Here is a 23,554-nt window from a genome sequence, read left to right on the forward strand (position 1 = left end):
CGCCCCGACGCCATGGCCGGCCCTCGATGCCCGATCCGGTGCGCTGATCGCCCAGGCTGATCTGAAAAAGGCTTACTGCTGCGACATCGAGCTGCTGGCGACGTCCGGCTCGATGGGGGCGAGGGACAGGACGGTTCGGTGATCCACCGGGCCCGGTTGACCTCGGGCGGGATGGATGTGACCTCCTGCCCAGGGGTCCGGACGAGGCCTTCGTGGAGTGGAGCGGTGGCCACCCGGACCCGAACACGCCGGCGGTGGTGATCGCTGGTGAGAGCGATGACGGCCTGGTGGTTCCGCAGCTACCGGGTCGATCCTCGCCCCGGCGAGGTCCAGGCCGAGTTCACCTCACATGCCCGTGACGCCCACGACCTGGAACCCATCGGCGACGGGTCCTGGCCGACCACCCATCCGACCGGTCACCCCGTGCGCTGGGCCGACGCGTAGTGCTGGGGCCGGTTCTGTGGCCGGCGCGCCGACAGCCGTTCTCCCGCTGGTGGAGGCGCGTACCCCACACGACGCCTGCCGAAGATCTGTAGACACCGCGCGGATGATTTTGGCAGGGTCCCGTCATGAAGGTTGGGGCGCCGCGAGGCGCGGTCGATCACGTCCGGCAGAGTTCGTACAGCCGCCCGGGAAGACACGCACCCCTGCTCACCAACGCCATTTCCGGCGAAGGCCACCTGGTTCAGCGCCTTTCGATGCTGGCCCGCAATGTGATCGTCCACTATCGCGCGTCCGGTGAGTCCTTGCCCGGAGCGACCGCGGGAGACATCCATCTGCGCCGGCTGGAGGACATTCTCGAGACCGACCAGTCCCGCCACGGTTCGCCGCTGACAGCACCCAGAAAGATCACCGAGCGGGTCCAGGGATGCTGCCGCGACCACACCCTGTTCTGTGTCGGCGCCCTGCGCCAGCTCGGTGTACCGGCCCGCAGCAGAGTGGGTTTCGCCACCTATCTCTCGCCCACCTGGAACCACGACCACGTCATCGTGGAGGTGTGGATGGAGGGCCGCTGGAGGCGGTTCGACCCCGAGATTGCCGATCCCTTCGATGCTCTCCCCACCCCCATGGACATCCCGGCCGGCCCCGGCGCCCCCTTCCTGAGCGCCGCCCAGGTCTGGCTCGGCCATCGGGACGGCTCGCTCGACGCCGCTCGGTTCGGCGTGGCCGAGGGATCCCCGCTCGCCGGGGACTGGTTCGTGTTCAACTACGTGATCGACGAGGTGGCCCACCGGTTCGGGGATGAACTGCTGCTCTGGGACCTGTGGGGCGCCAAGGTGAATGACGTGTCCAGGGCCCGTCCGGGCGACCTCGATCTCATTGATCACGTCGCCCGCCTCCTGCTGGCCTCCGACGAGGGTGACCAGCAGGCCGAACATGACCTGCTCGCGCTGTACACCGAGGATGCTCGCCTCCACCCGGGCAGAAGCATCGCTCGCTCCGGCCAGCGCATCGCGGTAACGGATGACAGGCCCGCAGGTTCCGCCGCTCAGGAACGGGTTTCGGGGATCCCGGGAGTTCGTCGCGTGGGCCACGACGATCCGGGAGGATGTCTGAGCAGGAGCCGGTGACGAAGGCCGTCGACGCTTGAGTGCTGCCACCGCGGGCTCCTCCCGCGGTGGCAGCAGGCCACGGTTGGACGGCTGCGGAAAAGCTGGGGGGACCACACAGCCGGGTACGAATGGTCCCTGGTTGATCTAGGCCTTCTACCGGCTACGGGCTCGCGCCAAGCTGGGTGCGGGCCCACAGCCGACGGCCCGAAAGCCGCCTATTGCCGTGCGAGCATCATGTTCACGCGAGCCCGCATCGCCCGCTAGGAGAACCATCATGTCTTTGTCCCTGGATCCTGAAATCGCCCAGGCGCTGGCGCCCATGGCCGGCGCCATGGCCGAGGCCAGACCGCCGGCGGTGGGTGACATCGCCGGCCGGCGCGCCCTGTGGGAACCCATCATCGGTGCCGCGAGCAACGCCCAGCCCATCCCGTCCGACGTCACGATGACCGACTACACCGTGACCGCCACCGACGGCGCCCGGATCACGGCGCGCTGGTACACCAAGAACGACGCGACGCCGGGTCCGGCTGTGCTCTTCCTCCACGGCGGCGGCTACATATTCGGGCACATCGACTTGTTCGACGGCCCCGTCGCCCGCTACACGGCAGCCTCGCACGTGCCCATGCTGTCCGTGGAATACCGCCGCGCGCCCGAATTCCCGTTTCCGACACCGCTCGAAGACGCCTACGCCGCACTGCTCTGGATCCATGAACACGCTGACGATTTGGGCGTGGACCGCGAACGAATCGGGGTGATGGGTGACAGCGCCGGCGGCGGTATGGCAGCGGCGCTGGCGATCCTGACTCGCGAGCGCGGCGGTCCGAAGATCGCCCACCAACTGCTGATCATGCCCATGCTGGACGACCAGCCCGCCGCACCCGATTCCCACATCGAGCCCTACCTGCTCTGGTCCAGGGACGACAGCCTCACCGCGTGGCCGGCCCTGCTCGGCGGGGGTGCGGGCGGGCCCGGCGTCCCGCCCACCGCCGCGCCCGCCCGTCTGGGTGATGCTGCCGGCCTCCCGCCCGCCTACATCGAGGTTGGCCAGCTCGACCTCTTCCGCGACGAGGATCTCGCCTACGCCGCCAAGCTCAGCCGCGCGGGTGTGCCGGTCGAGTTTCACCTGCACCCCGGCGCCCCGCACGAGTTCGACTCCATCGCCTTCACCTCCGACGTGGCCCGGCGCGCGATCGCCGACCGCATCCGCGTCCTCAGATCACTCTGAACCACCGCCGACAAGGAGAGCACCATGATCCCCGACGATGATCTGTCCCGTTCCTTGACCGTGACCAGCCCCGACGACCCCAGCACGACCTACATCTCGCTGGTCGGCAACACGTACGCGATGCTCATCTCCGGTGAGCAGACCGACGGGGCCTACTGCCTGATCGACATGCGTGTGCCCGACGGCGGCGGCCCGCCCCCGCACCGGCACGACTTCGAGGAAATGTTCACCGTCCTGGAGGGCGAGATCGAGTTCACCTTCCGCGGCGAGAAGCACGTCGCCCGGGCCGGCACCACGCTCAACATCCCGGCGAACGCCCCGCACAACTTCCGCAACGTCTCCGGCGCGCCCGCCCGCATGCTGTGCATGTGCACCCCGGCCGGCCAGGACGAGTACTTCCAGAAAATCGGCGACGTCGTCACCGGCCCGGACGCTCCCGCCTCGCACCTGACACCGGACGAGGTGATGGAAAGGCGCCGCCGGGCAGCGGAACTCGCCGACAGCTATCGCAGCGTCTTCCTCTGATCCCGATACGAAGAGCCCTCTGCCGAGGGCTCCTCGTATCAGCTGCGTATCCCCGAGCTCACGAAGTACCCAGCCCCGCCAGATAGCTCTCCATCAGACGCAGGGAGACCACCTCCCACGTCTGACCTTCATGGCCGGACTGCGCCAGCATGGCCCCGAACCAGGCGATGTCCCACGCTTCGACCTCCCGCCGGATCGTCCCGTCCAGCGCCCCACGCCGCAGCACGCCACCGATCTCCTCATGCAGCGCCCGTTGCTCAGCCCTCGTGCTCTCGTCGAGCACGGTCGGCCCCCCGGTCAGCGGCAGGAGCAGGTCGTCGGCATCCCGCACGACGGCCGACCAGAAGATCCGCAGCACCTGCGTGGCCGTGCCACCTTCCGCGGCTGCGCCCGCCAGGTTTTCCCGGAGCCGCTGGAACGACCGGTGAGTGAGGTCCCCCAGTAAGTCCTCCCGGGTCGGGAAATGGCGGTACAACGTGGCGACCCCGACCCTGGCGTCACCGGCGATCGTGGCCATGGGCACGGCCAGACCCTCCCGGTGAACCGCCTTCATCGCGGCTGCCACCAGGCGCTCACGGTTGCGGTGGGCGTCACTGCGTCTTTCTCGTTGTTCGGATGGGGACATGCCCGCAGTGGCCATGCTCTAGTCAATCGCCTTCCTCTGTCGGGTGAACAACCAAACCGCAAATGGACGAAATCGTCCGTTTCGGTTAGCGTCGTCCACCATGGATGGACCACCGCCCGGCCCGGGCGGAGTCGCCACCACGGATGGATCAGTTCCGAGGCCGAACGAATGGGACATGGTGCGCCCGCTACGCCGCCCGGAGCCCCAGGAACCTACGGGAGACTGAGCGATGGACCGGGCCCTGCTGGCTGACTTCCTCCGAACTCGCCGTGAGGCGCTGCAACCGGAAGACGTCGGCCTGCCGCGAGGACCGCGGCGACGCACCGGCGGCCTGCGGCGTGAAGAACTCTCCGCGCTGGCCGGCATGTCGGCCGACTATTACGGCCGGATCGAGCAGCAGCGCGGCCCGATTCCCTCGGAGCAGATGCTGACCGCCCTGGCCAGGGTCCTGAATCTCAACCCGAGCGAGCGGGACCATCTGTTCGCCCTGGCCGGCCATCCGGCACCCGGCCGGATCGCCAACGAGAACGAGCTGAGTCCGACCTTCGCCCGGGTGCTGGGGCGGCTGTCCGACACCCCGGCCCTGGTCCTGTCCCGCTACGGCGAGGCGCTGGGCCGCAACGCCGCCGCCGTCGCGCTGCTGGGCCATGACTACATGCGCTACGAGGGTCTCGCCCGTTACCTGGTGTACCGCTGGTACACGGATCCGGTCGCCCGCGAGCTGTTTCCTCCGGAGGACCACCCCGAGCGTGGGCGGGTGTTCACGGCCGAGATCCGCGCCGCCTACACCGCCGACCCGAAAGGCCAGGCCCGCGAGATCGTCGAGGCCCTGCTGGAGGTCAGCCCGGAGTTCGCCGAGACCTGGCGCCGTCACGAGGTCGGCGTCACCCATCACCACTACAGCAAGCGCTACTGCCATGCCGAGCTGGGCGAGCTGGAACTGTACTGCCAGCCCGTGGTCGACCCGGAGCGCGCCCAGGAGATGCTCGTCTACACGGCCGAGCCGGGAAGTCCCAGCCAGGCGAAGCTGGACATCCTTGTCGCCCGCACCCGCAACGACCACAGCCTGTCTCCCTGACCGTGCTATCAGTTCGGGTCCACTCCCAGCGCGGCAAAGTCGTAGCCGCCGAAACCGCTGCTGACGAACACGTTCGTGAGGCTCTTGGGCCGGTACAGCAAGGACTTGGACCACACCCCCGGATACACCCAGGCGTCCTCCACCACCTTGGCGTCGATGGCGGCCCAGTCCTTGCGGGCAGCGTTGTCGTCGAGCTCGCTGACCGCTGCGTCGATCATCGCGTCGATCTGCGGGTCACGGACGCTGAAGTTGTAGGCACCGCCCGATTCCCGGATCACCCGGCTGTCGACCAGCTGGGCCAGGAAGCCGTAACCGTCCGGCCAGTCCGCGATCCAGCCGTTGGCCAGCAGCCCCAGGTTCTCCTTCTTGGCGAACGAGGGCTTTCCCGCGTACAGGGCGGTGTAATCGCTCTGCGGATAGCCCTTCAGCGTCACCGTGATACCGACCCTGGCCAGGGCCGCCTGCAGCGCCTCACCGGCCGCCTTCTCCACGGGAATCTCGTTGCGGTAGCTGTAACTGGTCTCGAAACCGTCTGGCCGGCCGCAGGCGGCCAGGGCCTGCTCGGCCTTTTCCAGGTCACCCGTCGGCGTGCTCACCGGATATGCGTCGATGGCCCTGTGCCCCGGGATGCTCGGGGGCAGAAGGCCGGTCGCCACGTCCCCGCCGCCGATCGGGCCACCGAAAGCGGCCTGGTAGCCGGTGCGGTCCACCGCGTACATCACGGCCTGGCGGCACTCGAGCTTGTCGAACGGCGCGACCTCACCGTTGATCGAGGTGAACCAGGTCTTGGCGGTGGCGGCCGCGTCGGCCTGTTTCTTACGTTCCGGGTCGGCCAGAACCTGCGCGCGCGCCGCGCTGCCCAGACCCCGGTTGGCGACGTCGAGGTCCAGATCCCCCGACAGCAGCCGCTGGTCCAGGTCGTCCGGGTCCACGTTCAGCGACATCTCGATCCGGTCGGGCAGACCACCGCGCACCTGATCCGTGGCCGGATCCCACGCGTCGTTGCGTACCAGGGTGAAAGATTCTGCGATCTCGTAACTTTCGAACTTGTAGGGCCCGGACGAGACGTACTGCTCCTGGTATCTGGTCCCGGTGTCCTTCGCCTGCGGAACCGGCGCGGTGACCGGCAAGGCGGCCAGGTAGTCGAACCCGGCGAATGCACGGTTCAGGTGGAAGACAATGGTCTTCTCGTCGGGTGTCTCGATCGAACTCAGTCCCGTATCCGATTCGTACACGGAGAAGCCGTCCGGTACATCGGCGAGGAACTCGTTGAAATAGGTTGGACCGTGGGGAAAGGTCTCCTTGTCCAGCGACCGCTCCACGGCGTACTTCACATCAGCGGACGTGATCGGCGCCCCGTCCTGAAACGTCAGACCGTCTTTGAGCGCGTACGTCCAGGTCTTCCCGCCGTCGGAACTCTTGCCCAGTTCAGAAGCCAGATCAGGGACGAGAGTGGCTCCCTCAGCACCGGGGGCGGAGGAGTAGGTGACCAGGGTGCGCGAGTACAGGCGCGCGAAATTCCAGGAGTAGCCGTAATAGGTGTCACCGGTGTCCAGCGAGTCCCAGTCACCGGGGTTGGCCATCCGCAACGAACCGCCCCGGGCGTCCGACGAGTTCACGACGCCGCGACTGCCCGCGTCGAACGTCACCCCAGAATCGCTGTCGGACAGCGAATCACCGCTCCCGCACGCCGCGATCACCATGCTCAGCGCGGCAGCTGCCGCGACTGCGCCGATCCTGCGCCCACTTCTCATCCCCGCGCCCACTTTCACCTCACGATACGAACTGCCCATGAGATGGAGGCCCTCCCCGGTGAGAGCCCCCATCGTCGTCATCGGTACATCGTCCAGTACGACACCGGAGCCGGGCGAACCGGACCACCTCGTGATCAACTCAGGTGAGGACCGGCTCCAGGGTGGGATAGTCGATGTATCCCCGGTGATCACCACCGTAGAAAGTGGCCGGATCCGGCTGGTTCAGAGGTGCCCCCCGACGGATCCGCTCCGGTAGGTCCGGGTTGGCCAGCGCCATCGCCCCGACCGTGATGACATCGGCCAGGCCCGCCTCTAAGTCAGCGATCCGCTCATCGATCGTGGCACCCCCGCGATTGAGCAGCAGGGCCGTGGGCCAGTTCTGACGGAGCTCGCGGAGCAGCTCCTCGTCGCCGGTGTGCACCAGGTGCAGATAGGCCAGATTCGCCGGGGACAGAGCCGCGGCCAGCGCCAGGTACAGCTCGTGCGTGTCGTCCTCGGCCATGTCGTTGTACGGGTTGCCCGGGGAGACCCGCAACCCCGTGCGGTCCGCCCCGATCTCATCAGCCACGGCCGAGACCACGTCGACCGCGAACCGGATCCGGTTGGCGATGGTTCCACCGTACTCATCGGTGCGCCGGTTGGCATTGCTGGAAAGGAACTGGTGCACCAGATATCCGCTGGCGCCGTGGATCTCGACGCCGTCGAAGCCGGCCGCCATGGCCGCAGACGCCGCCTGGCGGAACTGACGCACCACCTCGCCGATCTCCGCCACGCTCAGTTCCCGGGGCGCCGGCATCTCCTGCAGACCGCTCGCGGTGAACATCGCACCCTGCGGCCGCACCGCCGAGGGGGCGACCGACTGACGGCCGTGCTGGGTGTTGCTCGGGTGAGATATACGGCCCGTGTGCATCAACTGCACGATGATGTGGCCGCCGGCCTCGTGCACGGCATCAGTGATCTTCCGCCAGCCGACGGTGTGCGCCTCGGTGTAGATACCCGGGGTGAGCAGATACCCTTGCCCGTCGGCGGACGGCTGGGTTCCCTCGGTGACGATCAGGGCCATCGACGCGCGCTGGCGGTAGTACTCGACGTTCAGTTCCGTGGGGACGCCCTCGGGCGTCGACCGGTCTCGGGTCATCGGGGCCATGGCGAGCCGGTGCGGCAGTTCCAGCGCCCCGACCCGGGCGGGAGTCCAGATGTCCATGCGGTTCCTCACTTCGTGAAAACTTCTGTGCCGACAATGAAAGGGAGCGGTGATCAGTTCTCCGGGACGGCAACGAGAACGACGACCTTGCCCGACAACGTCCCCGCGCCCGCCTGCTCGTGCACCTGGGTCAGATCGGCCAGCGGCACCCGCCGGGCGACGTCCACCCGCAGCTTGCCCTCGTCGACCATGGTCACCAGCTGGGCCAGTTGGGCCGCGTCCCTGCGCACGAACACGTCGATCCCCCGCACGTCGCGCTCTTCGTCGCTGGGCGCCGGCATCCAGACGGTGGTGTTCACCAGGACGCCACCAGGACGGATCACGGTGACGAGTGCAGCGAGCCGGGCCGGGTCGACAGGAGCGAGATTGAGGACGACGTCGACGGTCTCGGTGACGGCTGCCACCACGTCGGTGGTGGCGTGGTCGATCACCTCGTCGGCGCCCGCGGTGCGCACCTTGTGCTGGCCGCCCGGGCCGGCGACGCCAATCACGTACGCACCCGCGTCCTTGGCCAGCTGGACGGCGTAGTCACCCACCGCGCCACCCGCCCCGTTGATCAGGATGCGCTGTCCACCAGTGAGTTTGGCGTGGTCGAACAGGGCCTGCCAGGCGGTGAGCGCGACCAGCGGCAGGGCCGCCGTATCGGACAGCGGGAGACTCCGGGGCGCCGGGGCCAGCGCGTCGACCGGGGCCAGGACGTACTCCGCCGCCGCTCCGGTCTCGGCCATCGGCAGGAAACCGACCACCTGAGTACCGACCGCCGGCCCGTCGACGCCCTCCCCCAGCGCGTCCACCGTGCCGGCCACGTCGATACCCGGCGTGTGCGGCAGTTTCACCGGGAACGGGCCCTGCATCCGTCCGGCGCGGATGTTGCCCTCGACGCCGTTGAACGACGTCGCGGCCACCCGGACCCGCACCTGCCCCGTGCCGGGGACGGGCTGTTCCACTTCTTCGTAGCGCAGGACGTCCGGGGCACCGAACTCGTGGAAACGGACTGCCTTCATGCGAATAACCAGCTTTCGTGCCATCAGGTGTGGGGTCGCCATCAGCTTGACGCGGACGCGCAGCCGGTTGAAGGCCCACAACAACCAGGGACAACTTGTCCCCGGTTACGACCCGGCAGAAGCACATCGGAGAACCACGGAGACGGGGACAGATCGACCTGGTCTAAAGCCTTGAGCACGAGCACTCTTTCGGGCAGATTGCTTCGCGACGACAACTCCCGCAACCGGAATGGACACAGTTGTGACCGCGAACCAGACCACCGCTCTTGACCTTGCGAAGACCTTTGTCGAGGCACTCGAGATGCGAGACGCCGACCTGATCGCGCCCCACCTGGCCGATGACGTCGTCGAGGTCATCCCCTACTCGAACACCGGGAAGACGGAACCCTGGTTCGTGTTCAACGGCAAGGCCGAAGTGGTCAGCTACCTGAACACGATCGCCGGCAACTTCTCCCGCGTGAGCCTGCTCAACCAGCGGTACTCGGTGACGGACGACGGAACGGCCGTCTTCCTCCAGGCCGAGGGCGACCTCGTCCAGGCCGGCAGCGACGCCCCCTACCGCAACGTGTACGTCTTCAAGTTCGAGATCCGAGACGGGCAGATCACCCACGTCGACGAGTACGCCAACCCCATCGCCTTCGCCGTTCTCACCGGCCTGCCTCTGGGCTGAGACGCGCGGCCGTCTTCATCCCGGCTTTCTCAGCCACGAGACGTGGGCCTGCGGCAGTCCCCGATCCGCGCGATCGCGGCGGCCTGAACCGCCCCGCACCTCCGGAGGCTCCGGACGTGCGGGGCGGTTCCATGCGAGTTCGGTCGATCCGTTGGCGACCGCCCCTCCCAAGGGACCAACTGCCCGCCCCAGCACCTGAGACGCGCCACGACGCACGGCGCGCCTGGAGGGTGACGGTCTCGGTGGACATGGCGGCTCGCTTCCATCGCGTGCGGTTTCGACGCCGCGGGAAGATCCTTCTCAGGAATCTGTCGTGACGGGGTCGACCGGCTTCCTCGGATGCGGATTCCCGGGAATCTGAAGAGGATCGCGTGACACCGGCGACCGAGATGTTCTTCGACGTCGTCCGGGCCGAGACCCGGCTCCACACCGTGGCCGACGCCCGGCTGCGCGACCGCCACGGCCTGACGCCCGGGCAGTTTCCAGCTGCCGCACATCATCAGCACGGCCGAGAACTGCCGGGTGCTCGACATCGCGCGGGGTGAGCAGCTCGAGACGGCGCACCCGGTGCTCGAGCAGGAGCTGGTCGCCTTGACCGAGAGCGTGGCCCGCTCGAAGAACTGGCCCGCGTAGCCGTCATGGACATCCGCGGGCCGGTCATGAACGGGGTCGAGGCGACCAGGATCCTGTGCGCTCGCCCGAACGACCCGAAGGTGCTCGTGCTGAAGACTTTTGACACGGACAACGACGCCTTCGACGTTCTCCGGGCCGGGGCCGGCGGATTCCTCCTGAGAACCGTTCCTCGCGAGGAGCCTCGGCCGGGTTGGCCGGCACATCTCACCGACGTGCCCGTGTCGGTTTTGGGTCGCCGGGTACCGATATAAGGTCTTCACCGTGGAACGGTCGTGGCTCTTGGGAAGAGAGGAAGAGTACACCCGAGTAACGGGTCTTCTCGCCGACCGTTCCCGGCCCGTTCTGCTGCTGCGCGGTGACGCCGGTCTGGGCAAGACCGCGCTGCTCGAGGCCCTGGCCGCCGAGGCCACGGATTTTCGCGTCCTGCGGTGTGCCGGTTCCGAGGCCGAGAGCGACCTCACCTACGCCGGGCTGCACCAGCTCCTGTTCCCGTTGCTGCCCTCGACGGCCGGTCTGGGCCCGGAGCACCGCGCGGTGATCGACGTCGCGTTCAGCGTGACGTCGGGCGCCTCGCCCACGGTGATGGCGCTCGGTATCGCGGTGCTCGAGCTGCTCGTCCTCGACCGGGACACCCCGTTGCTCCTGCTCGTCGATGACGGGCACTGGCTCGACGAACCCAGCGCCCGCGTGCTGGCATTCGTGGCCCGCCGCCTGTCCGGCACCGCGATCCGGATGGCCGTCGCACTGCGCACCGGGCAGGACTCGCCGCTCGACGGCGCGGGCCTGCCCGAGCTGGGTCTGGAACCACTGACGCCGGAGGCCTCGGCCCGGCTGCTCGACCGGCGCTGGGCCGGGCTCAGCGCCGGTCACCGTGCCCTGGTCCTGCAGACCGCAGCCGGAAACCCCCTGGCCCTGCTGGAATTACCCCGCGCACCGCTGCTGGCCCCCGGGGCGGTGGGGTTGCCCCGCCGGCTGGAGCAGATGTTCGGCGCCAGACTGCGGGAGCTGCCCCCGGGAGAACGCCGGGAACTGCTCCGGGCGGCACTCGACGGGGCCGGATCCGCCCACTACCGTCTGCGGGACGTCGGGGTGGCCGGGCAGAGCGGGCTGCTGGCGCCCGACCCGGCCACCGGCGAGATGACGTTCCAGCATCCGCTGGCCCGCTCGGCCGTGGTCCAGGCTGCCTCCCCCGAAGAGCGCCGGGCCGTGCACCTCGACCTGGCCGAACGACACCGCGACGATCCCGAGCGCCGGGCCGTGCACCTGGCGGCGGCCACGGTCGAGCCGGACGACGAGGTGGCCGCTGCCCTGGACGACGCGGCGGCCTCGGCCACCCGCCGGGGCGGGGCCACGGTCGCCGTCACCTGGCTGACCCGGGCGGCGGAACTCAGTCGCCGGCCCGGCGACCGCTCCCGGCGGCTGGCCGAAGCCGCCTACCTGGCCGGTCAGGCCGGCGCTCTCGACGCGGCGCAGGATCTGGCGGAGCAGGTCGGCTCGGACGATCCCGCGGCCGTCGTCAGCGAGGGCTACATCGCCTTCTACCGTGACGGCGACACCGTCCGCAATCACCACCGCATCTGCACCCTGCTCGAGAGCGGCACCCTCGCCGAACCGCTGGCCCGGCGCGCCCTGGGCCTGCTCCTGCCGATGAGCCAGTTCGCCGGCGACCCGGCGCGCTGGCACCGCACCGAAGTGCTCTTCGCCCGTTTCCCCGAACTGGTCGAGGAGCCCTCGGCCATCGCCCTGGACGCCTGGGGCGACACCCTGCGCCGCGGCCACGACGTCCCTCGCCGGATCCGGGAGGTGCTCGCGGGGTCGGCCCCGGTCGGCCCCTGGGAGTCCATGCGGCTCATGGTCTCCGCCTCGTCGGTCGGTGTGCTCGGCGAGCACCGGGCCTTCCTGCGCCGGGCCGTCGAGCGAGAGGGCGACGACGGCGCCGTCACCACCGTCATGGTCACTCTGCAGATGGTCATGCTCGACGAGTTCTGGTCGGGCGACTGGGCACAGGCCGAGGCCACCGGACGCCGCGGCCTGGACCTCACCCTGCGCCACGGGTACCAGATGTTCGCGCAGACCTTCCACGCCTACCTCGGTCTGCTCGCCGCCTTCCGGGGCGAGGTGGAACCGGCCCGGGCACTGCAGGCATCGATCGACTCCTGGGGACGGCCCCGGGGGCTGGTCTTCTTCACCGACTACGCCGCGGCCATCGGCGCGGCCACCGCGATGGGCGCCGGCGACCCCGAGAGCGCCTACGCGTACGCCACCGCCATCACCGAACCGGGCACTTTCGCCCCCTACTCGCAACTGGCCACCCGCACCCTGCTCGACCTGGTGGAATCGGCCTGGCACACCGGCCGCACCGAGCAGGCCCGTCGCCACGCCGAGGCCGCGCGCGACGCCGGGCTGCTCACCCTGTCGCCCCGCCTCGGTCTCCTGACCGCAGGCGCACTCGCGATCACCGCCGACCCGGCGGCGGCCCGGGAGATGTTCGAGGCCGCAGTCTCGCACCCGGCCGGGCCCGACCACCCCTTCGAGCACGCCCGGATCCAGCTGGCCCAGGGGGTACGGCTTCGGCGGACCCGGGAAACCGGGGCGGCTCGCCGCGCGCTCGCCGGGGCTCTGGGCACGTTCGAGCGGCTCGGTGCGGCGGCCTGGGCCGAGCGCACCCGGGCCGAGCTGCGGGCGACCGGTCCAGGCGGTGGCCAGTCCCTGACCCCCCAGGAACGTCAGATCGCCGAGCTGGCCGCGGGCGGCCTGAGCAACAAGGAGATCGGCGCACGCCTGTACCTGTCACCACGCACGGTCGGGGCGCACCTGTACAAGATCTTCCCCAAACTCGGCGTCAGCTCGCGGGCCTCGTTGCGGGACGCCCTGGGCCGAGAACAGACACCGGATAAGTCGTCTGACTGATCCGTCGCTCCCGGTCGTCCCCGGAAGGTGGTCCTCCGATCATCCAGATTCCGACAACGGGAGCATCATGGACGGCCACGCGCCCGAAGGAGAGCTGCGGTTCCAGATTCTCGGCCCGGCCCGGATCTGGCGTGACGATGTCGAACTGGACACCGGGCCGCCGCAGCAGACCGCACTCCTGACGCTGCTGCTGGCCCGCGAGGGAGGTCCGGTCACCACGGGCCGGCTGGTCGACCTGCTCTGGGGCGACGGGGCGCCCGCCTCGGCCGTCAACATCGTGCACAAGTACGTCAGCGCGCTGCGGCACCTGCTCGAGCCAGGACTGCCGCCCCGGGCTCAGGGGACGTACCTGCTGCGACGCGAGAGCAGCTACCTGTTCCGGGTGGGCCCGGCCGAGCTCGACGCCGTGACCTTCCGCCGGCTCGTGGCCGAAGCGCGGGCCCGTCCCGCCGAGGCGCTCGATCATCTGTCCCGGGCATTGGCCCTGTGGCAGGGACGCGTGGGTGAGAGTGCACGATCCGAAACCGCGGTGCGCGGTCTCACCGCGCTGGATGCCGAGTTCCTCGACACCTGTGTGCAGGCAGCCCGCCTCGCGACGCGCCTCGGCAGGCCTGAGTCCGTCCTGCCCGCGCTTCACCTGGCGGCCCGGATCGCTCCGCTGAACGAGGCGGTACAGGCCGGCCTGATCCAGCTGCTGGCCACCGCGGATCGCCCGGCGCAGGCCGTGGCGGTGTTCGCGGCGACCCGGGAGCGACTGGCCGGCGATCTGGGCGTCCAGCCCGGGACGGCCCTGACCCGGGCACGGCGGCAGGTGCTGCACCGGACGGGCGACGGACCGGACGGATCCGGCCGCCGGCCCGAACTCGACCTGCTGCGGCGCACGTTCACGACGCCCAGGCCATCGGCCACCGTCGTGGTGGTCGAGGGCGAACCGGGCATCGGCAAGACGCACCTGCTCGACGCCGCCTGCGCCCAGGCCGCCCGGCTGGGGCTGCTGGTCGCCCGGGGCCGCGCCCCGGAGAACGACCCCATGCCTCCGATGTGGCCGTGGACCACCGCGTTCCGGGAGATCGAGCCCGGCTTCGAGCACCTGGACCAGGCCGTGGACCTGCTCGAGCGCAGTGACCGGCCGGTACTGCTCGTGATCGACGACCTGCAGTGGGCCGACCCGCAGACTCTGCGTCAGCTCAGGCATCTCGCGGTCCGCTCTCCCGCCCGCACCGTGATCCTCGCCGCCCTGCGCGATCGCGCACCGCTGCCGGCGCCCGACCTGGTACGCACGCTCACGGCCCTGAGCCGCGTCCCCGGGCAGCGGCGCCTGACCCTGGGCCCGCTCGACCCCGACCGGATCGCCGACCTCGTGCACCAGGAGACCGGCCGGGTCGTCGAGCGAGCCGCTCTGCGCCGCCTGACCCAGCGGGCGGGCGGTAACCCCTTTCTCGCCCGGGAACTCGCGCACACCAGGGGCGAGGGCGTTCCCGTGGCCGTGCGCGACGTGGTGCGGCAGCGCATGACCAGCCTGACCCCCGACGAACGCTCTCTGCTTCAGGTCGCGGCCCTGATCGGCCGGGACGTCGACCCCGACCTCCTGACCCGGACCGTGCGGACCGCGACGGGCGGATCCTCGGCGCGGCCCGGCCGAGAGTCCCCGGCCGAGGTGCAGCTCACCCTCGAACGGCTCGAACCCGCTGTCGGGCTGGGCCTTCTGGATCCGGCCCACGACGGCATCACCGGCGCCGACGGCGCCGACGGGTTCCGCTTCACCCACGAGCTGCTGCGTGAGGCGGTCGGGGCGACCGTGGGTCCAGCGCGAGCGGCCCTGCTGAGCCGTCGCATCGCCGAGTTGACGCGACCCGGGGCGCTGCGGGCGATCAGCACCACCGTCAGACGGTCACCGGTCCGGGCTGGGCATCTCGGAGCCTAGGGCCTCGCCCGCGGATGATCGACGCGGCGCCGTGCCGACCGCGCGCTCAGCGTCGCGGGCCTGAGGGTCGCGCGGCGGCGGGCAACGCCGTCAGCCCCTCCTGCGGACCGAGCGACCGGTGCCCCAGGTGCCAGGCGAGCACCCAGACAAGAGCTTCGGGACGCCGCGCCTGGCCGAGCAGCCGCAGCAGCCGGACCGGCAGCGAGACCGGGTCCCCCGAGCCCTCGGAGACGTTGCCGTACCGGGTCCGCAGAAGTGCCGACGCGCGTCCGTACGCCCACGCCTGCCGCCACACCGGGGCCACCGACGAGCGCAGCCGCACGTGCACGATCGCCTGGGGCTCGAAAACCAGTGGAGTCCCGGCCAGCTGGATCCGCCAGCACAGGTCGGTGTCCTCGAGCGTCCCGACCTCGGCGTCGAAACCACCGACCGCCTCGAAGACGTCGCGACGCACGGCCAGGTTGCCCGCCCCCGCGTGCGGCAGGCCGGGCCCGAACGGCGACTCCTGCAGCCCGGAGTTCTGCTGCAGAGGCCGCGAACGGTAGGCGCGGGGCGAGTTCAGCTTGCTGGGCTCGAACCGACCCGCGACGAAGGAGTTCACCGTCAGCGCCTGCCCCAGGGCCGCGAGCCAGGTCGGGGTGACCTCGTCGTCGGCGTCGCAGAAGGCGAGGTGGTCGTAGCGGGCGACGGCGACGGCCGCGTTGCGTGCCGGCCCGGCCCCCGGACGGCTGGAGGAGTCGATGATACGCAAGCCCGGCAGACGGCCACGGAAGCACTCCGCAACGGTGCGGGACCCGTCGGTCGATCCGTTGTCACTGATGACGACTTCCCAGGCGCCGGCGTACGACTGCCGGGTGAGTGCTTCGAGCTGGAGCCACAACGTGTCCGCGGCATTGCGGCAGGCGATGACGACGGTGACTGACGGTGGGGCGGCGTTGCTCATCGATGGGCCAATCCTTGGCGTGGCGGGTGGCTTTCACAAGCCTAGGCAGGCAGGACAACCGCGTCCGGCCGCCGGGGCGGGACACTGGCCGGAGAGGCGACGATCGGTGACCTTCCGGCCAGAGGCACCGCGACTGCCGATCGCTCTCCTACGGTGAAAGCCTCGGTACAGCACCACGGAAGGTCATCATGAACGTCATCACCGGGGCCCGCCGCCTGAGCGTGCCCGTCCTGGCCTCGGCCGCCGCCGCGGCCGCCGGGCTGTGCTGGTTCGCGACATCACCAGAGCCGTCCCGCCCCCTCTCCCCACACTGTTCAAGATCCGAACCCATGACCACGGTCAGGTTTTCATCCACGCAACCCGCTCCATCACCGCGCGAGGCGTCCGAACGACTGGGCGAGGCCCACGTCCGGACGGCACACCCGCAGGCCCGGCTCATCCGCGGCGCCGAGACCAGCAGCCGCGCCGAGTACTTCTACGTCCTGCCGGACGGGCGTCCCGTCGCCCGGTTCACGTTCGCGTTCATCACCGCCGGATGGCACCTCGAGAGCGCGACCTCCTGCTGATCCGAGCTACTTTCGTCTCGGTGACCCGGGGCTGAAGAACGAGTGAACGGCACCCTTCGTCCTCTCCAGCGCCCGTCCAGTGCCTGCGGGTTGACTCTCCTTGAGCTCGACCGCCGAGAAAGCCGGTGAGGTCGGGACTTCGACGAGCGACGAACAGGAGGTGTTGCAGCCATGGCGAACCCCGACTGGTGATCCGGCCCGCCGGCGGCGGAACTCGCGCGCGGCACAGCCCGCCGCCGGCCCCGGGACCCGACGCCGCACCCGTCATCACCACCTCGAAAGGACGTCACCAGCAATGCCTGACGCCCCTCCGGCCGTGGCCGTGGTCTCCCCCAACCTGGTCATCCGCATGGGCCTGATCCATGTACTGGAACGCGAGGGTGGCTTCGAGGTGGTGCAGAACGAGACCACTATCGACGCCCTGAGCCCGCAGATCCCGTCCGACGTCACGGTGCTGGACCTTTCCGCACGTCCCGCCGGGGTCCTCGCGCCCCTGAGAGTGCCGGTGCCCGGCCGTCTTCTGGCGATCTGCTCACCGGGCCACCTTCCCGAACTGGGTGCGGCCCTCAGTCAGGGCCTGATCGGATTCGTGACCCGCGACACCGACACCGACGGCCTGCTCACGGCGATGAACTCGGTTCTCGCCGGCTGTGTTCACGTCGATGCCGCCCTGCTGCAGCCACTCGTCTCCCAGCTCACGCATCCGCGACGGGAATCCAAGCCGCTCGGTGACCGCGAGGCCGACATGCTCCGCCTTGTCGCCCAGGGTTTGACACACGGGCAGATCAGCACACGGCTGGGGCTGTCCGAGTCCACGGTGAACACCTACGTGAAACGCATCCGGACCAAGCTGAACGCCGGGAACAAGGCCGAACTCACCCGGCTGGCCATCGAACTGGGCTACCTGCCGAGTGCGGCCCGGTCGCAGGAACACTGACTCCTCCGTCCGGGCCCGGACGGCAGGCCCGGACGGCAGGCCCGGACGGCAGGCCCGGACGGCAGGCCCGGACGTCCGGGCCCTGCCGTGGTCGGCGCCCTCAGCCCGGCACCGGCACCCGGGCGCTGATGCCGCGCAGCAACTCGACCGCCGCGTCCACGTCCACCTGCCCGAACTCGACGAGGGTCGCCAGATCCTCCAGCTCCTTGGACAGGGCCGTGGCCCCGACGATGCCCTGGGTCAGTTCGTCGGACCCCAGCGTGCGGGCGCTGAACGCCGCCGCGCCCGCCAGCAGCATCGCCACCAGACACAGGACTCGCCAGATCTCCAGCGACGCCGGGAGCCCGAAGAAGTCCTCGAGAGTGTCGGTGAGGGCGCTGCCCCCGATGCCCGGCCCGGCCGCGGCCACCGCACTCACCGCGCTGCTGAGCACGGTGATGCGCTGGAGGCGCTTCACCAGCGGGCGCTTCTCGGCGAGGTAGGCCTCCACCTCCTCGCGCCGCTGCCCGATCCTCTCCAGCAACCGGTCCCGGGCGGTGTCCGCCGGCGACGGGCGCCGGGAATTCTCCTGCTGCGACAATGGACTCAGCTCCTCCTGATCGTGGTCGTCACTGTCCGGCCGCGCACTCCGCCGGCGCGTTCACCGGGTTGCACCGCACCGAGACGCCGCCGGGAAGCGTGACGGCGTAGTCGCTCTTGAACCGCGCGGCGATCCCGGGGGCCGGGTAGTCGGTGCTGACGAACTGAGCGCCACTGGCCAGCGCCGCGTCGCGCAGACGGGTGTCGTTCCGGCGCGCCTGCAGGGTGTCCTGGTCGGCCCGGGTGCGCACCAGGTAGTGCTGACGCACCAGATCCTGGATGCGGGCCGCGTTCGCGCCCGTCGGGTCGTTCTGCTCGACGAACGCGGCGTCGGGCTGACCTGGCGTCGAGTTCGTGAACAGGATGCGCCGTTCGAGCCCGTCATGGCCCTTGAGGTACTCCGTGCGGTAGGCGCCGGAGTTGTCCATCAGGAACATGACCTTGCCCCGGCTCTCGCCGACGGTGGGCCAGCCCTTCCCCAGCACCGCGGACTCCAGGGTGGCGGCGTCACCGCGAACGAGATCCGGGGTGATGATCTCCTGGGCCGGGAAGACCGAGGCGATGTCGGCGTCAACCGTGTCCATCCGCGACGAGGTCCACGGCACCGGGTCGGCCAGCAGCGCCTCCTTCACCGATGCCACGATCTTCTTGCGTTCGGAGGCCGGCTTGCCCTCGGTGATCTCGGCCTGCTGCTCGCGCACCTCCTGCTTCTGCGCGGCGGTCCAGGTGAGCGGCGTGTCCTTGAACTCGATCAGGAACGTGATCGGGATGTGCTCCGGGTGCCGGTCCGACCAGGTCTTGACCTCCTGCAGGCACTCCCGGAACGTCACGCAGTTGCTGTGGTAGTCGATGTCCTGGATGTGCAGCACCTTGTTGCCCGGCGCCCGCATCTCCTGGCCCAGCGAGCCGCCGAGCGTCAGGGTACGGATCAGCGGCTTGGCGTACAGGCCACCCTCCGGGTCGAACCAGACGTCGAACTCCAGCTGCCGCACGTTGAACTGGCCCAGCTGCTGGCCGACGGACGCGTAGGTGTACTCCAGCGCGTCGGCGGTGTCACCGACGATGGCCTTGCGAAAGTTGCTCTCCCGCTTCACGGCCTCCAGGTGATAGCTGTTGTGCGAGCCGATGACCTGGATCTGGTCGAGGGTGACCGAGTCGGCGATCGTGTCGGGGCCGAGGTTCTCCGAACCGGGAGGCGGGGTGCCCTCGCCACCCCCGCAGGCCGCCAGGGTGACGATCGCGAACAACATTGCCATCAGCGACCTCTTCTTCATGGAGCTCATCCCGCCACCTCCACCCGCTGCACGATCTCCGGCGCGAACAGGGCTGCGGGCGGGTCGACGAGCTGGGCGACCCGCAGAAAGGCACTGGCCAGAACCGCATCCTGGGCGGCGACCCGGCGCAGGTGCGCCAGGTAGGCACCCCGCTCCGGATCCAGGCCGGAACGGTCACCGACGGTCTCGGCGAACTGCAGATCGGTCGCGGCCACCGTCGACCAGGGGACGTCGATGAGAGCCTGCGCCGCGAAGAAGAACTCGGCGGACAGGTCGTCCGTGCCCTCCTTGAGCAGCCGTCCCAGCAGCAGGGCCTCCAGGGCGGCGACCGTCATACCCTGGCCGTACACCGGATTGAACGAGCACAGTGCGTCGCCCACGATCAGCAGACCCGAAGGGAAGCGTTCCATCTCGTCGTAGCGGATGCGGGTGCTGGCCGGGTAGCGCATCTTCACCGGCTCGCTCAGCGGCTCCGCGTCCCGGATGATCTCCGCGATGCCCGGGCTGGCGAGATCGGACACCCAGTCGAGCATTCCCGCGTCATCGGTCGGCGGCACCGCCCCGAAGCGGCCGGTGATCGTGACCACCCAGGAATCGTCTTCCTGGGCCAGGGTGAAGGCGCTGCGCGAACTGCCGGGATAGGCCCCGATCGACAGCCCCGCCATCCCGCCCAGATGGTGCGGCTCGCGGCGGTAGCGACGGGTCACGTAGGTCACCTGCGTCTCGATCCGCTGTTCACGCGCCGGCGGGAAGCCCAGGCCCTCCAGCCAGATCCGGCCCCGCGCGGCCCGCCCCGTGGCGTCGACCACGAGATCGGCCTCCTCGACCGAGCCCGGCGTCATGTCGTCGGTGAAACGGACGCCGTTGCAGCGCGACCCGTCCGACGTGATCAGCAGCCCGGTCACCGTGTGGCCCGCCAGCACGCGCACGTTCGGCAGTGACTCCACCCGGCGCCGGATCGCGAACTCCAGCAGGCTCCGGCTCGGGGCCAGCGCGAACATGCCGGAGGCGGCCCGGGCGAGAGGCCGTCCGTCCACCCACCACTCCATGTCGTCCTGCACGTCGAAGACCGGCGCGCCCCGGTCGATCAGCTCCTGGCTCAGCCCCTCGAACAGCTCGTCCAGCGCCGCCCGGCCCCGCGCCAGGAGCCCGTGCACGTGCCCGCCCTGCGGCACGCCTTTCCGGACCTCCGGCGCGCCCGGCAGCGCGTCCCGGTCGAGCACCACGACCTCGTCGAACGTCTCGTGCAGGGCCCGCGCCGCCAGGAGCCCCGCCACGGATCCCCCGATGACCACAGCCCGCCCACTCCGCGTATGTCTCATTCGTCCCAGGGTAGGCACATCCAGTGGAGCGCCACTGAACGAGCCGGCGCCCCGCACTGAACAACCACTGGACCCGGGTCCGGAAGATTCGCTCCACTGGCGATCAAGACCCGCTGCCCACGATGAGAGCGTGACCATCACGCCTCACCCCCTCACGCCGGGAACGCATTCCCTGCCGCTCGGCGACACCCACGTGATCTACCACGTCGCCGGGTCCGGCCCGGTCATGATCGCCCATTCCGGCGGCCCCGGCGTCGGTTACGCCTACCTGCGGTCGACGGCGCTCGAAGAGCACTTCACCATGATCTACCCCGAGCCGCTGGGAACCGGCGCCTCCGGCCCGCTCCCCGGGAAGGCGACGTACGACGACACCTACGCCGACGTCCTCCAGGCCCTGGTCGACCACCTCGGCATCGAACGCGCCCACCTGCTCGGGCACTCGCACGGCGGCGTCGTGGCCCAGCGTTTCGCCCTGAGGTTCCCGGAGCGGGTCGCCGGGCTCGTGCTCTACAGCAGCACCCCCGTCACCGACGCGGCCTTCTGGCTGGCGGCCCGGGACGCGACGCTCGCCTACCGGGACCCCTCGGTGCCGGAGACCGCCGACGTCGTCGAGGCCATCGTGACCGACTCCGCCGGGCTGGACGAGCCCGGCAAGACCGCCCTGCTGCGCCGGGCCCTTCCCGTGTACTTCGCCGACTTCTTCGCCCGCCAGGACGAATTCGAGCCGCTGCGCCGGGCCGTGCGCTCCTGGCCGGTGACGTTCGGGTCCACCATCGTCGATTACCGCGAGGAGCTGCACCGGCTGCGCGTTCCCACACTCGTCGTGACCGGCCGTCACGACTTCATCTGCGGACCCGTGTGGGCCCAGATGCTGCACGACCGCATCCCCGGATCCCGGCTGGTGATCCTGGAGAACAGCGGCCATTTCGCCAGTCTCGAGGAACCGGACGCGTTCGTCGAGGCCGTACTCCCGCTCCTGTGAAACCCCGATCAGAAGGAACACCGAGAAGCATGCCCAACCGCAGTCACTGGTACTGGCTCCTGCTGGTACCGATCGTGATCCCGCTCAGCACCCCGCTGTTCAACAGCAAGACCCCGGAACTCTTCGGCTTCCCGCTGTTCTACTGGCTCCAGCTCGCCTTCGTGCTGCTGGGTGTCGGCTGCACCGCGGTGGTGCACCTGAAGACGAAGCGGGAGGGCTGACATGCCCAACGCCTCCGATCACGTCACCGAACTGATCGTCTTCACCACGCTCTTCGCGATCGTCTCCGGCCTCGGTTTCGTGGCCGCCCGCTGGCGCCGCGCCGAATCGCTCGACCACCTCGACGAATGGGGACTCGGCGGGCGCAACTTCGGCGGCTGGATCACCTGGTTCCTGCTCGGCGGTGACCTCTACACCGCCTACACGTTCGTCGCCGTTCCCGCCCTGGTGTTCGCCTCGGGTGCCATCGGGTTCTACGCGGTGCCGTACACGATCATCATGTACCCGATCGTGTTCATGGTGATGACCCGTCTGTGGTCGGTGAGCTACCGCCACGGCTACGTCACCCCGGCCGACTTCGTGCGCGGCCGATTCGGCTCACCCACCCTGGCGCTCCTGGTCGCGATCACCGGCATCGTCGCCACCATGCCCTACATCGCGCTGCAGCTCATCGGCATCGAGGCGGTGCTGAAGGTGATGGGCGTGCACGGGCACCTGCCCATCATCATCGCGTTCCTGATCCTGGCCGTGTACACGTACAACTCGGGTCTGCGCGCCCCGGCCCTGATCGCGTTCGTCAAGGACACCCTGATCTACCTGGTGATCATCGTCGCGGTGATCGTGATCCCGTACAAGCTCGGCGGCTGGGGTTTCATCTTCGGCAGCGCGGAACAGGCTCTGGCGCAGACGAACCCGAAAACCGGCTTGCCCAGGGGCAGCATCCTGCTCAACGCCAACAACCAGCTGCAGTACATCACCCTGGCCCTCGGCTCGGCCCTCGCGCTCTTCCTCTACCCGCACTCGCTCACCAGCGTGCTGGCGGCGAAGAACCGCGACACGATCCGCAAGAACATGTCAGCCCTTCCCGCTTACACGTTCCTGCTCGGCCTGATCGCCCTGCTCGGCTACATGGCCCTGGCGGCCGGCATCAAGCCCGTGACCAGTGGCGGCAAGGCCGACACGAACACCATCGTGCCGCAGCTGTTCGACCAGATGTTCCCGAACTGGTTCGCCGGCGTCGCCTACGCGGCCATCGCGATCGGCGCCCTCGTGCCCGCCTCGATCATGTCGATCGCGGCCGCGAACCTGTTCACCCGTAACATCTACAAGGAATACCTGCGGAAGGACGCGTCGGCACGCCAGGAGGCGTCGGTCAGCAAGCTCACGTCGCTGGTGGTGAAGATCGGCGCGGTCGCGGTGATCCTCTTCCTGGACCCCCAGTTCGCCATCGACCTGCAGCTCATCGGTGGCGTGCTGATCCTGCAGACCCTCCCGGCCGTGGCGATCGGGGTCTTCACCCGCTGGCTGCACCCGTGGGCGCTCAGCACCGGCCTGGTCGCCGGTCTGGCCGTCGGGATCGGGATGCTGTACCAGATCCCGAACCCGAACAACGGCAAGGCCCACTTCGGCGGCTCCGCCTACAAACTCGCGCTGGCGGGATTCGACTCCGACAAGCAGATCTACGTCGGCTTCGTGGCCCTGCTGGTCAACCTGGTGGTCGTGGTGGTGCTGACGGCGGTGCTGCGCTCGGCCGGAGCCCCGCAGGGCGTGGACGCGACCGCGGCCGACGACTACGAGGCCGACCGAGGCACGGCTGACGCGACCGTCTGAGATGCGCGCACGGGCC

21 protein-coding genes are annotated in these 23,554 nt (G+C 69.6%); 13 read left to right on the forward strand and 8 right to left on the reverse strand.

Features of this window, described 5'->3' with window-relative positions; genetic code table 11:
* Positions 1-267: 267 nt before the first annotated feature.
* The 4 genes from J2S57_RS33300 to J2S57_RS33315 all read left to right on the forward strand — a co-directional run bounded on the left by J2S57_RS33300 (position 268) and on the right by J2S57_RS33315 (position 3,303).
* Positions 268-444, forward strand: a complete 177-nt coding sequence (locus tag J2S57_RS33300; RefSeq protein ID WP_307250211.1) for a hypothetical protein — start codon at positions 268-270, stop codon at positions 442-444.
* Positions 445-569: 125 nt separating this feature from the next.
* Positions 570-1,571, forward strand: coding sequence for a transglutaminase-like domain-containing protein (locus tag J2S57_RS33305; protein ID WP_307250213.1), 1,002 nt, complete (start codon positions 570-572; stop codon positions 1,569-1,571).
* Positions 1,572-1,827: 256 nt separating this feature from the next.
* Positions 1,828-2,778, forward strand: a complete 951-nt coding sequence (locus tag J2S57_RS33310; RefSeq protein ID WP_307250215.1) for an alpha/beta hydrolase — start codon at positions 1,828-1,830, stop codon at positions 2,776-2,778.
* A gap of 24 nt (positions 2,779-2,802) precedes the next feature.
* Positions 2,803-3,303: a cupin domain-containing protein gene (locus tag J2S57_RS33315; RefSeq protein ID WP_307250217.1), complete on the forward strand. Its 501-nt coding sequence runs from the start codon at positions 2,803-2,805 to the stop codon at positions 3,301-3,303.
* Between the two features lie 58 nt (positions 3,304-3,361).
* Here J2S57_RS33315 and J2S57_RS33320 read toward each other — a convergent pair whose 3' ends face one another.
* Positions 3,362-3,943: a TetR/AcrR family transcriptional regulator gene (locus tag J2S57_RS33320; RefSeq protein WP_307250220.1), complete on the reverse strand. Its 582-nt coding sequence runs from the start codon at positions 3,941-3,943 to the stop codon at positions 3,362-3,364.
* A gap of 214 nt (positions 3,944-4,157) precedes the next feature.
* Between J2S57_RS33320 and J2S57_RS33325 the strand changes: the two genes are divergently transcribed.
* A complete protein-coding gene (locus tag J2S57_RS33325) occupies positions 4,158-5,006 on the forward strand; it encodes a helix-turn-helix transcriptional regulator (RefSeq protein WP_307250222.1) in 849 nt (282 codons plus the stop codon).
* Positions 5,007-5,014: 8 nt separating this feature from the next.
* Here the strand turns inward: J2S57_RS33325 and J2S57_RS33330 are convergent, their stop codons facing one another.
* From J2S57_RS33330 to J2S57_RS33340, 3 genes are all read right to left on the reverse strand, one after another.
* Positions 5,015-6,655 (reverse strand): ABC transporter substrate-binding protein, encoded by a 1,641-nt coding sequence (locus J2S57_RS33330; RefSeq protein ID WP_307250223.1) that lies wholly within the window; start codon positions 6,653-6,655, stop codon positions 5,015-5,017.
* Positions 6,656-6,899: 244 nt separating this feature from the next.
* A complete protein-coding gene (locus tag J2S57_RS33335; RefSeq protein ID WP_307250225.1) occupies positions 6,900-7,964 on the reverse strand; it encodes an alkene reductase in 1,065 nt (354 codons plus the stop codon).
* A 53-nt stretch (positions 7,965-8,017) separates the two neighbouring features.
* Positions 8,018-8,968: an NADP-dependent oxidoreductase gene (locus J2S57_RS33340; protein WP_307250227.1), complete on the reverse strand. Its 951-nt coding sequence runs from the start codon at positions 8,966-8,968 to the stop codon at positions 8,018-8,020.
* Between the two features lie 241 nt (positions 8,969-9,209).
* Here J2S57_RS33340 and J2S57_RS33345 point away from each other — a divergent pair, with 241 nt between their 5' ends.
* The 3 genes from J2S57_RS33345 (at position 9,210) to J2S57_RS33355 (ending at position 15,105) form a co-directional block, all read left to right on the forward strand.
* Positions 9,210-9,638 (forward strand): nuclear transport factor 2 family protein, encoded by a 429-nt coding sequence (locus J2S57_RS33345; protein ID WP_307250229.1) that lies wholly within the window; start codon positions 9,210-9,212, stop codon positions 9,636-9,638.
* Positions 9,639-10,550: 912 nt separating this feature from the next.
* Positions 10,551-13,181 (forward strand): helix-turn-helix transcriptional regulator, encoded by a 2,631-nt coding sequence (locus J2S57_RS33350; protein ID WP_307250230.1) that lies wholly within the window; start codon positions 10,551-10,553, stop codon positions 13,179-13,181.
* Positions 13,182-13,248: 67 nt separating this feature from the next.
* Positions 13,249-15,105, forward strand: coding sequence for an ATP-binding protein (locus tag J2S57_RS33355; RefSeq protein ID WP_307250232.1), 1,857 nt, complete (start codon positions 13,249-13,251; stop codon positions 15,103-15,105).
* A gap of 46 nt (positions 15,106-15,151) precedes the next feature.
* Here J2S57_RS33355 and J2S57_RS33360 read toward each other — a convergent pair whose 3' ends face one another.
* On the reverse strand, positions 15,152-16,048 hold the full coding sequence (locus J2S57_RS33360) for a glycosyltransferase family 2 protein (protein WP_307250234.1): 897 nt from the start codon (positions 16,046-16,048) through the stop codon (positions 15,152-15,154).
* Positions 16,049-16,377: 329 nt separating this feature from the next.
* Between J2S57_RS33360 and J2S57_RS33365 the strand changes: the two genes are divergently transcribed.
* Positions 16,378-16,614, forward strand: a complete 237-nt coding sequence (locus J2S57_RS33365) for a hypothetical protein (protein WP_307250235.1) — start codon at positions 16,378-16,380, stop codon at positions 16,612-16,614.
* 295 nt (positions 16,615-16,909) lie between these two features.
* Positions 16,910-17,551, forward strand: coding sequence for a response regulator transcription factor (locus tag J2S57_RS33370; protein WP_307250237.1), 642 nt, complete (start codon positions 16,910-16,912; stop codon positions 17,549-17,551).
* A 100-nt stretch (positions 17,552-17,651) separates the two neighbouring features.
* Here J2S57_RS33370 and J2S57_RS33375 read toward each other — a convergent pair whose 3' ends face one another.
* From J2S57_RS33375 to J2S57_RS33385, 3 genes are read right to left on the reverse strand one after another with little or no spacing between them, the layout of a single operon-like run.
* On the reverse strand, positions 17,652-18,131 hold the full coding sequence (locus J2S57_RS33375) for a hypothetical protein (RefSeq protein WP_307250238.1): 480 nt from the start codon (positions 18,129-18,131) through the stop codon (positions 17,652-17,654).
* A 28-nt stretch (positions 18,132-18,159) separates the two neighbouring features.
* Complete coding sequence (locus J2S57_RS33380; RefSeq protein WP_307250240.1) at positions 18,160-19,413, reverse strand: phosphatidylinositol-specific phospholipase C1-like protein; 1,254 nt, start codon at positions 19,411-19,413, stop codon at positions 18,160-18,162.
* On the reverse strand, positions 19,410-20,726 hold the full coding sequence (locus J2S57_RS33385) for an FAD-dependent oxidoreductase (RefSeq protein ID WP_307250242.1): 1,317 nt from the start codon (positions 20,724-20,726) through the stop codon (positions 19,410-19,412). The genes J2S57_RS33380 and J2S57_RS33385 overlap by 4 nt, the downstream gene beginning before the upstream one ends.
* A 130-nt stretch (positions 20,727-20,856) precedes the next feature.
* Here J2S57_RS33385 and J2S57_RS33390 point away from each other — a divergent pair, with 130 nt between their 5' ends.
* The 3 genes from J2S57_RS33390 to mctP are packed head-to-tail and all read left to right on the forward strand — an operon-like array spanning position 20,857 to position 23,538.
* On the forward strand, positions 20,857-21,708 hold the full coding sequence (locus tag J2S57_RS33390; RefSeq protein WP_307250244.1) for an alpha/beta fold hydrolase: 852 nt from the start codon (positions 20,857-20,859) through the stop codon (positions 21,706-21,708).
* Between the two features lie 29 nt (positions 21,709-21,737).
* Positions 21,738-21,929 (forward strand): DUF3311 domain-containing protein, encoded by a 192-nt coding sequence (locus tag J2S57_RS33395; protein ID WP_307250246.1) that lies wholly within the window; start codon positions 21,738-21,740, stop codon positions 21,927-21,929.
* Position 21,930: 1 nt separating this feature from the next.
* A complete protein-coding gene (gene mctP, locus J2S57_RS33400) occupies positions 21,931-23,538 on the forward strand; it encodes a monocarboxylate uptake permease MctP (protein WP_307250249.1) in 1,608 nt (535 codons plus the stop codon).
* Positions 23,539-23,554: the final 16 nt, after the last annotated feature.

Origin of the sequence: Kineosporia succinea (assembly GCF_030811555.1) — a bacterium.
GTDB classification, from domain to species: Bacteria; Actinomycetota; Actinomycetes; order Actinomycetales; family Kineosporiaceae; genus Kineosporia; species Kineosporia succinea.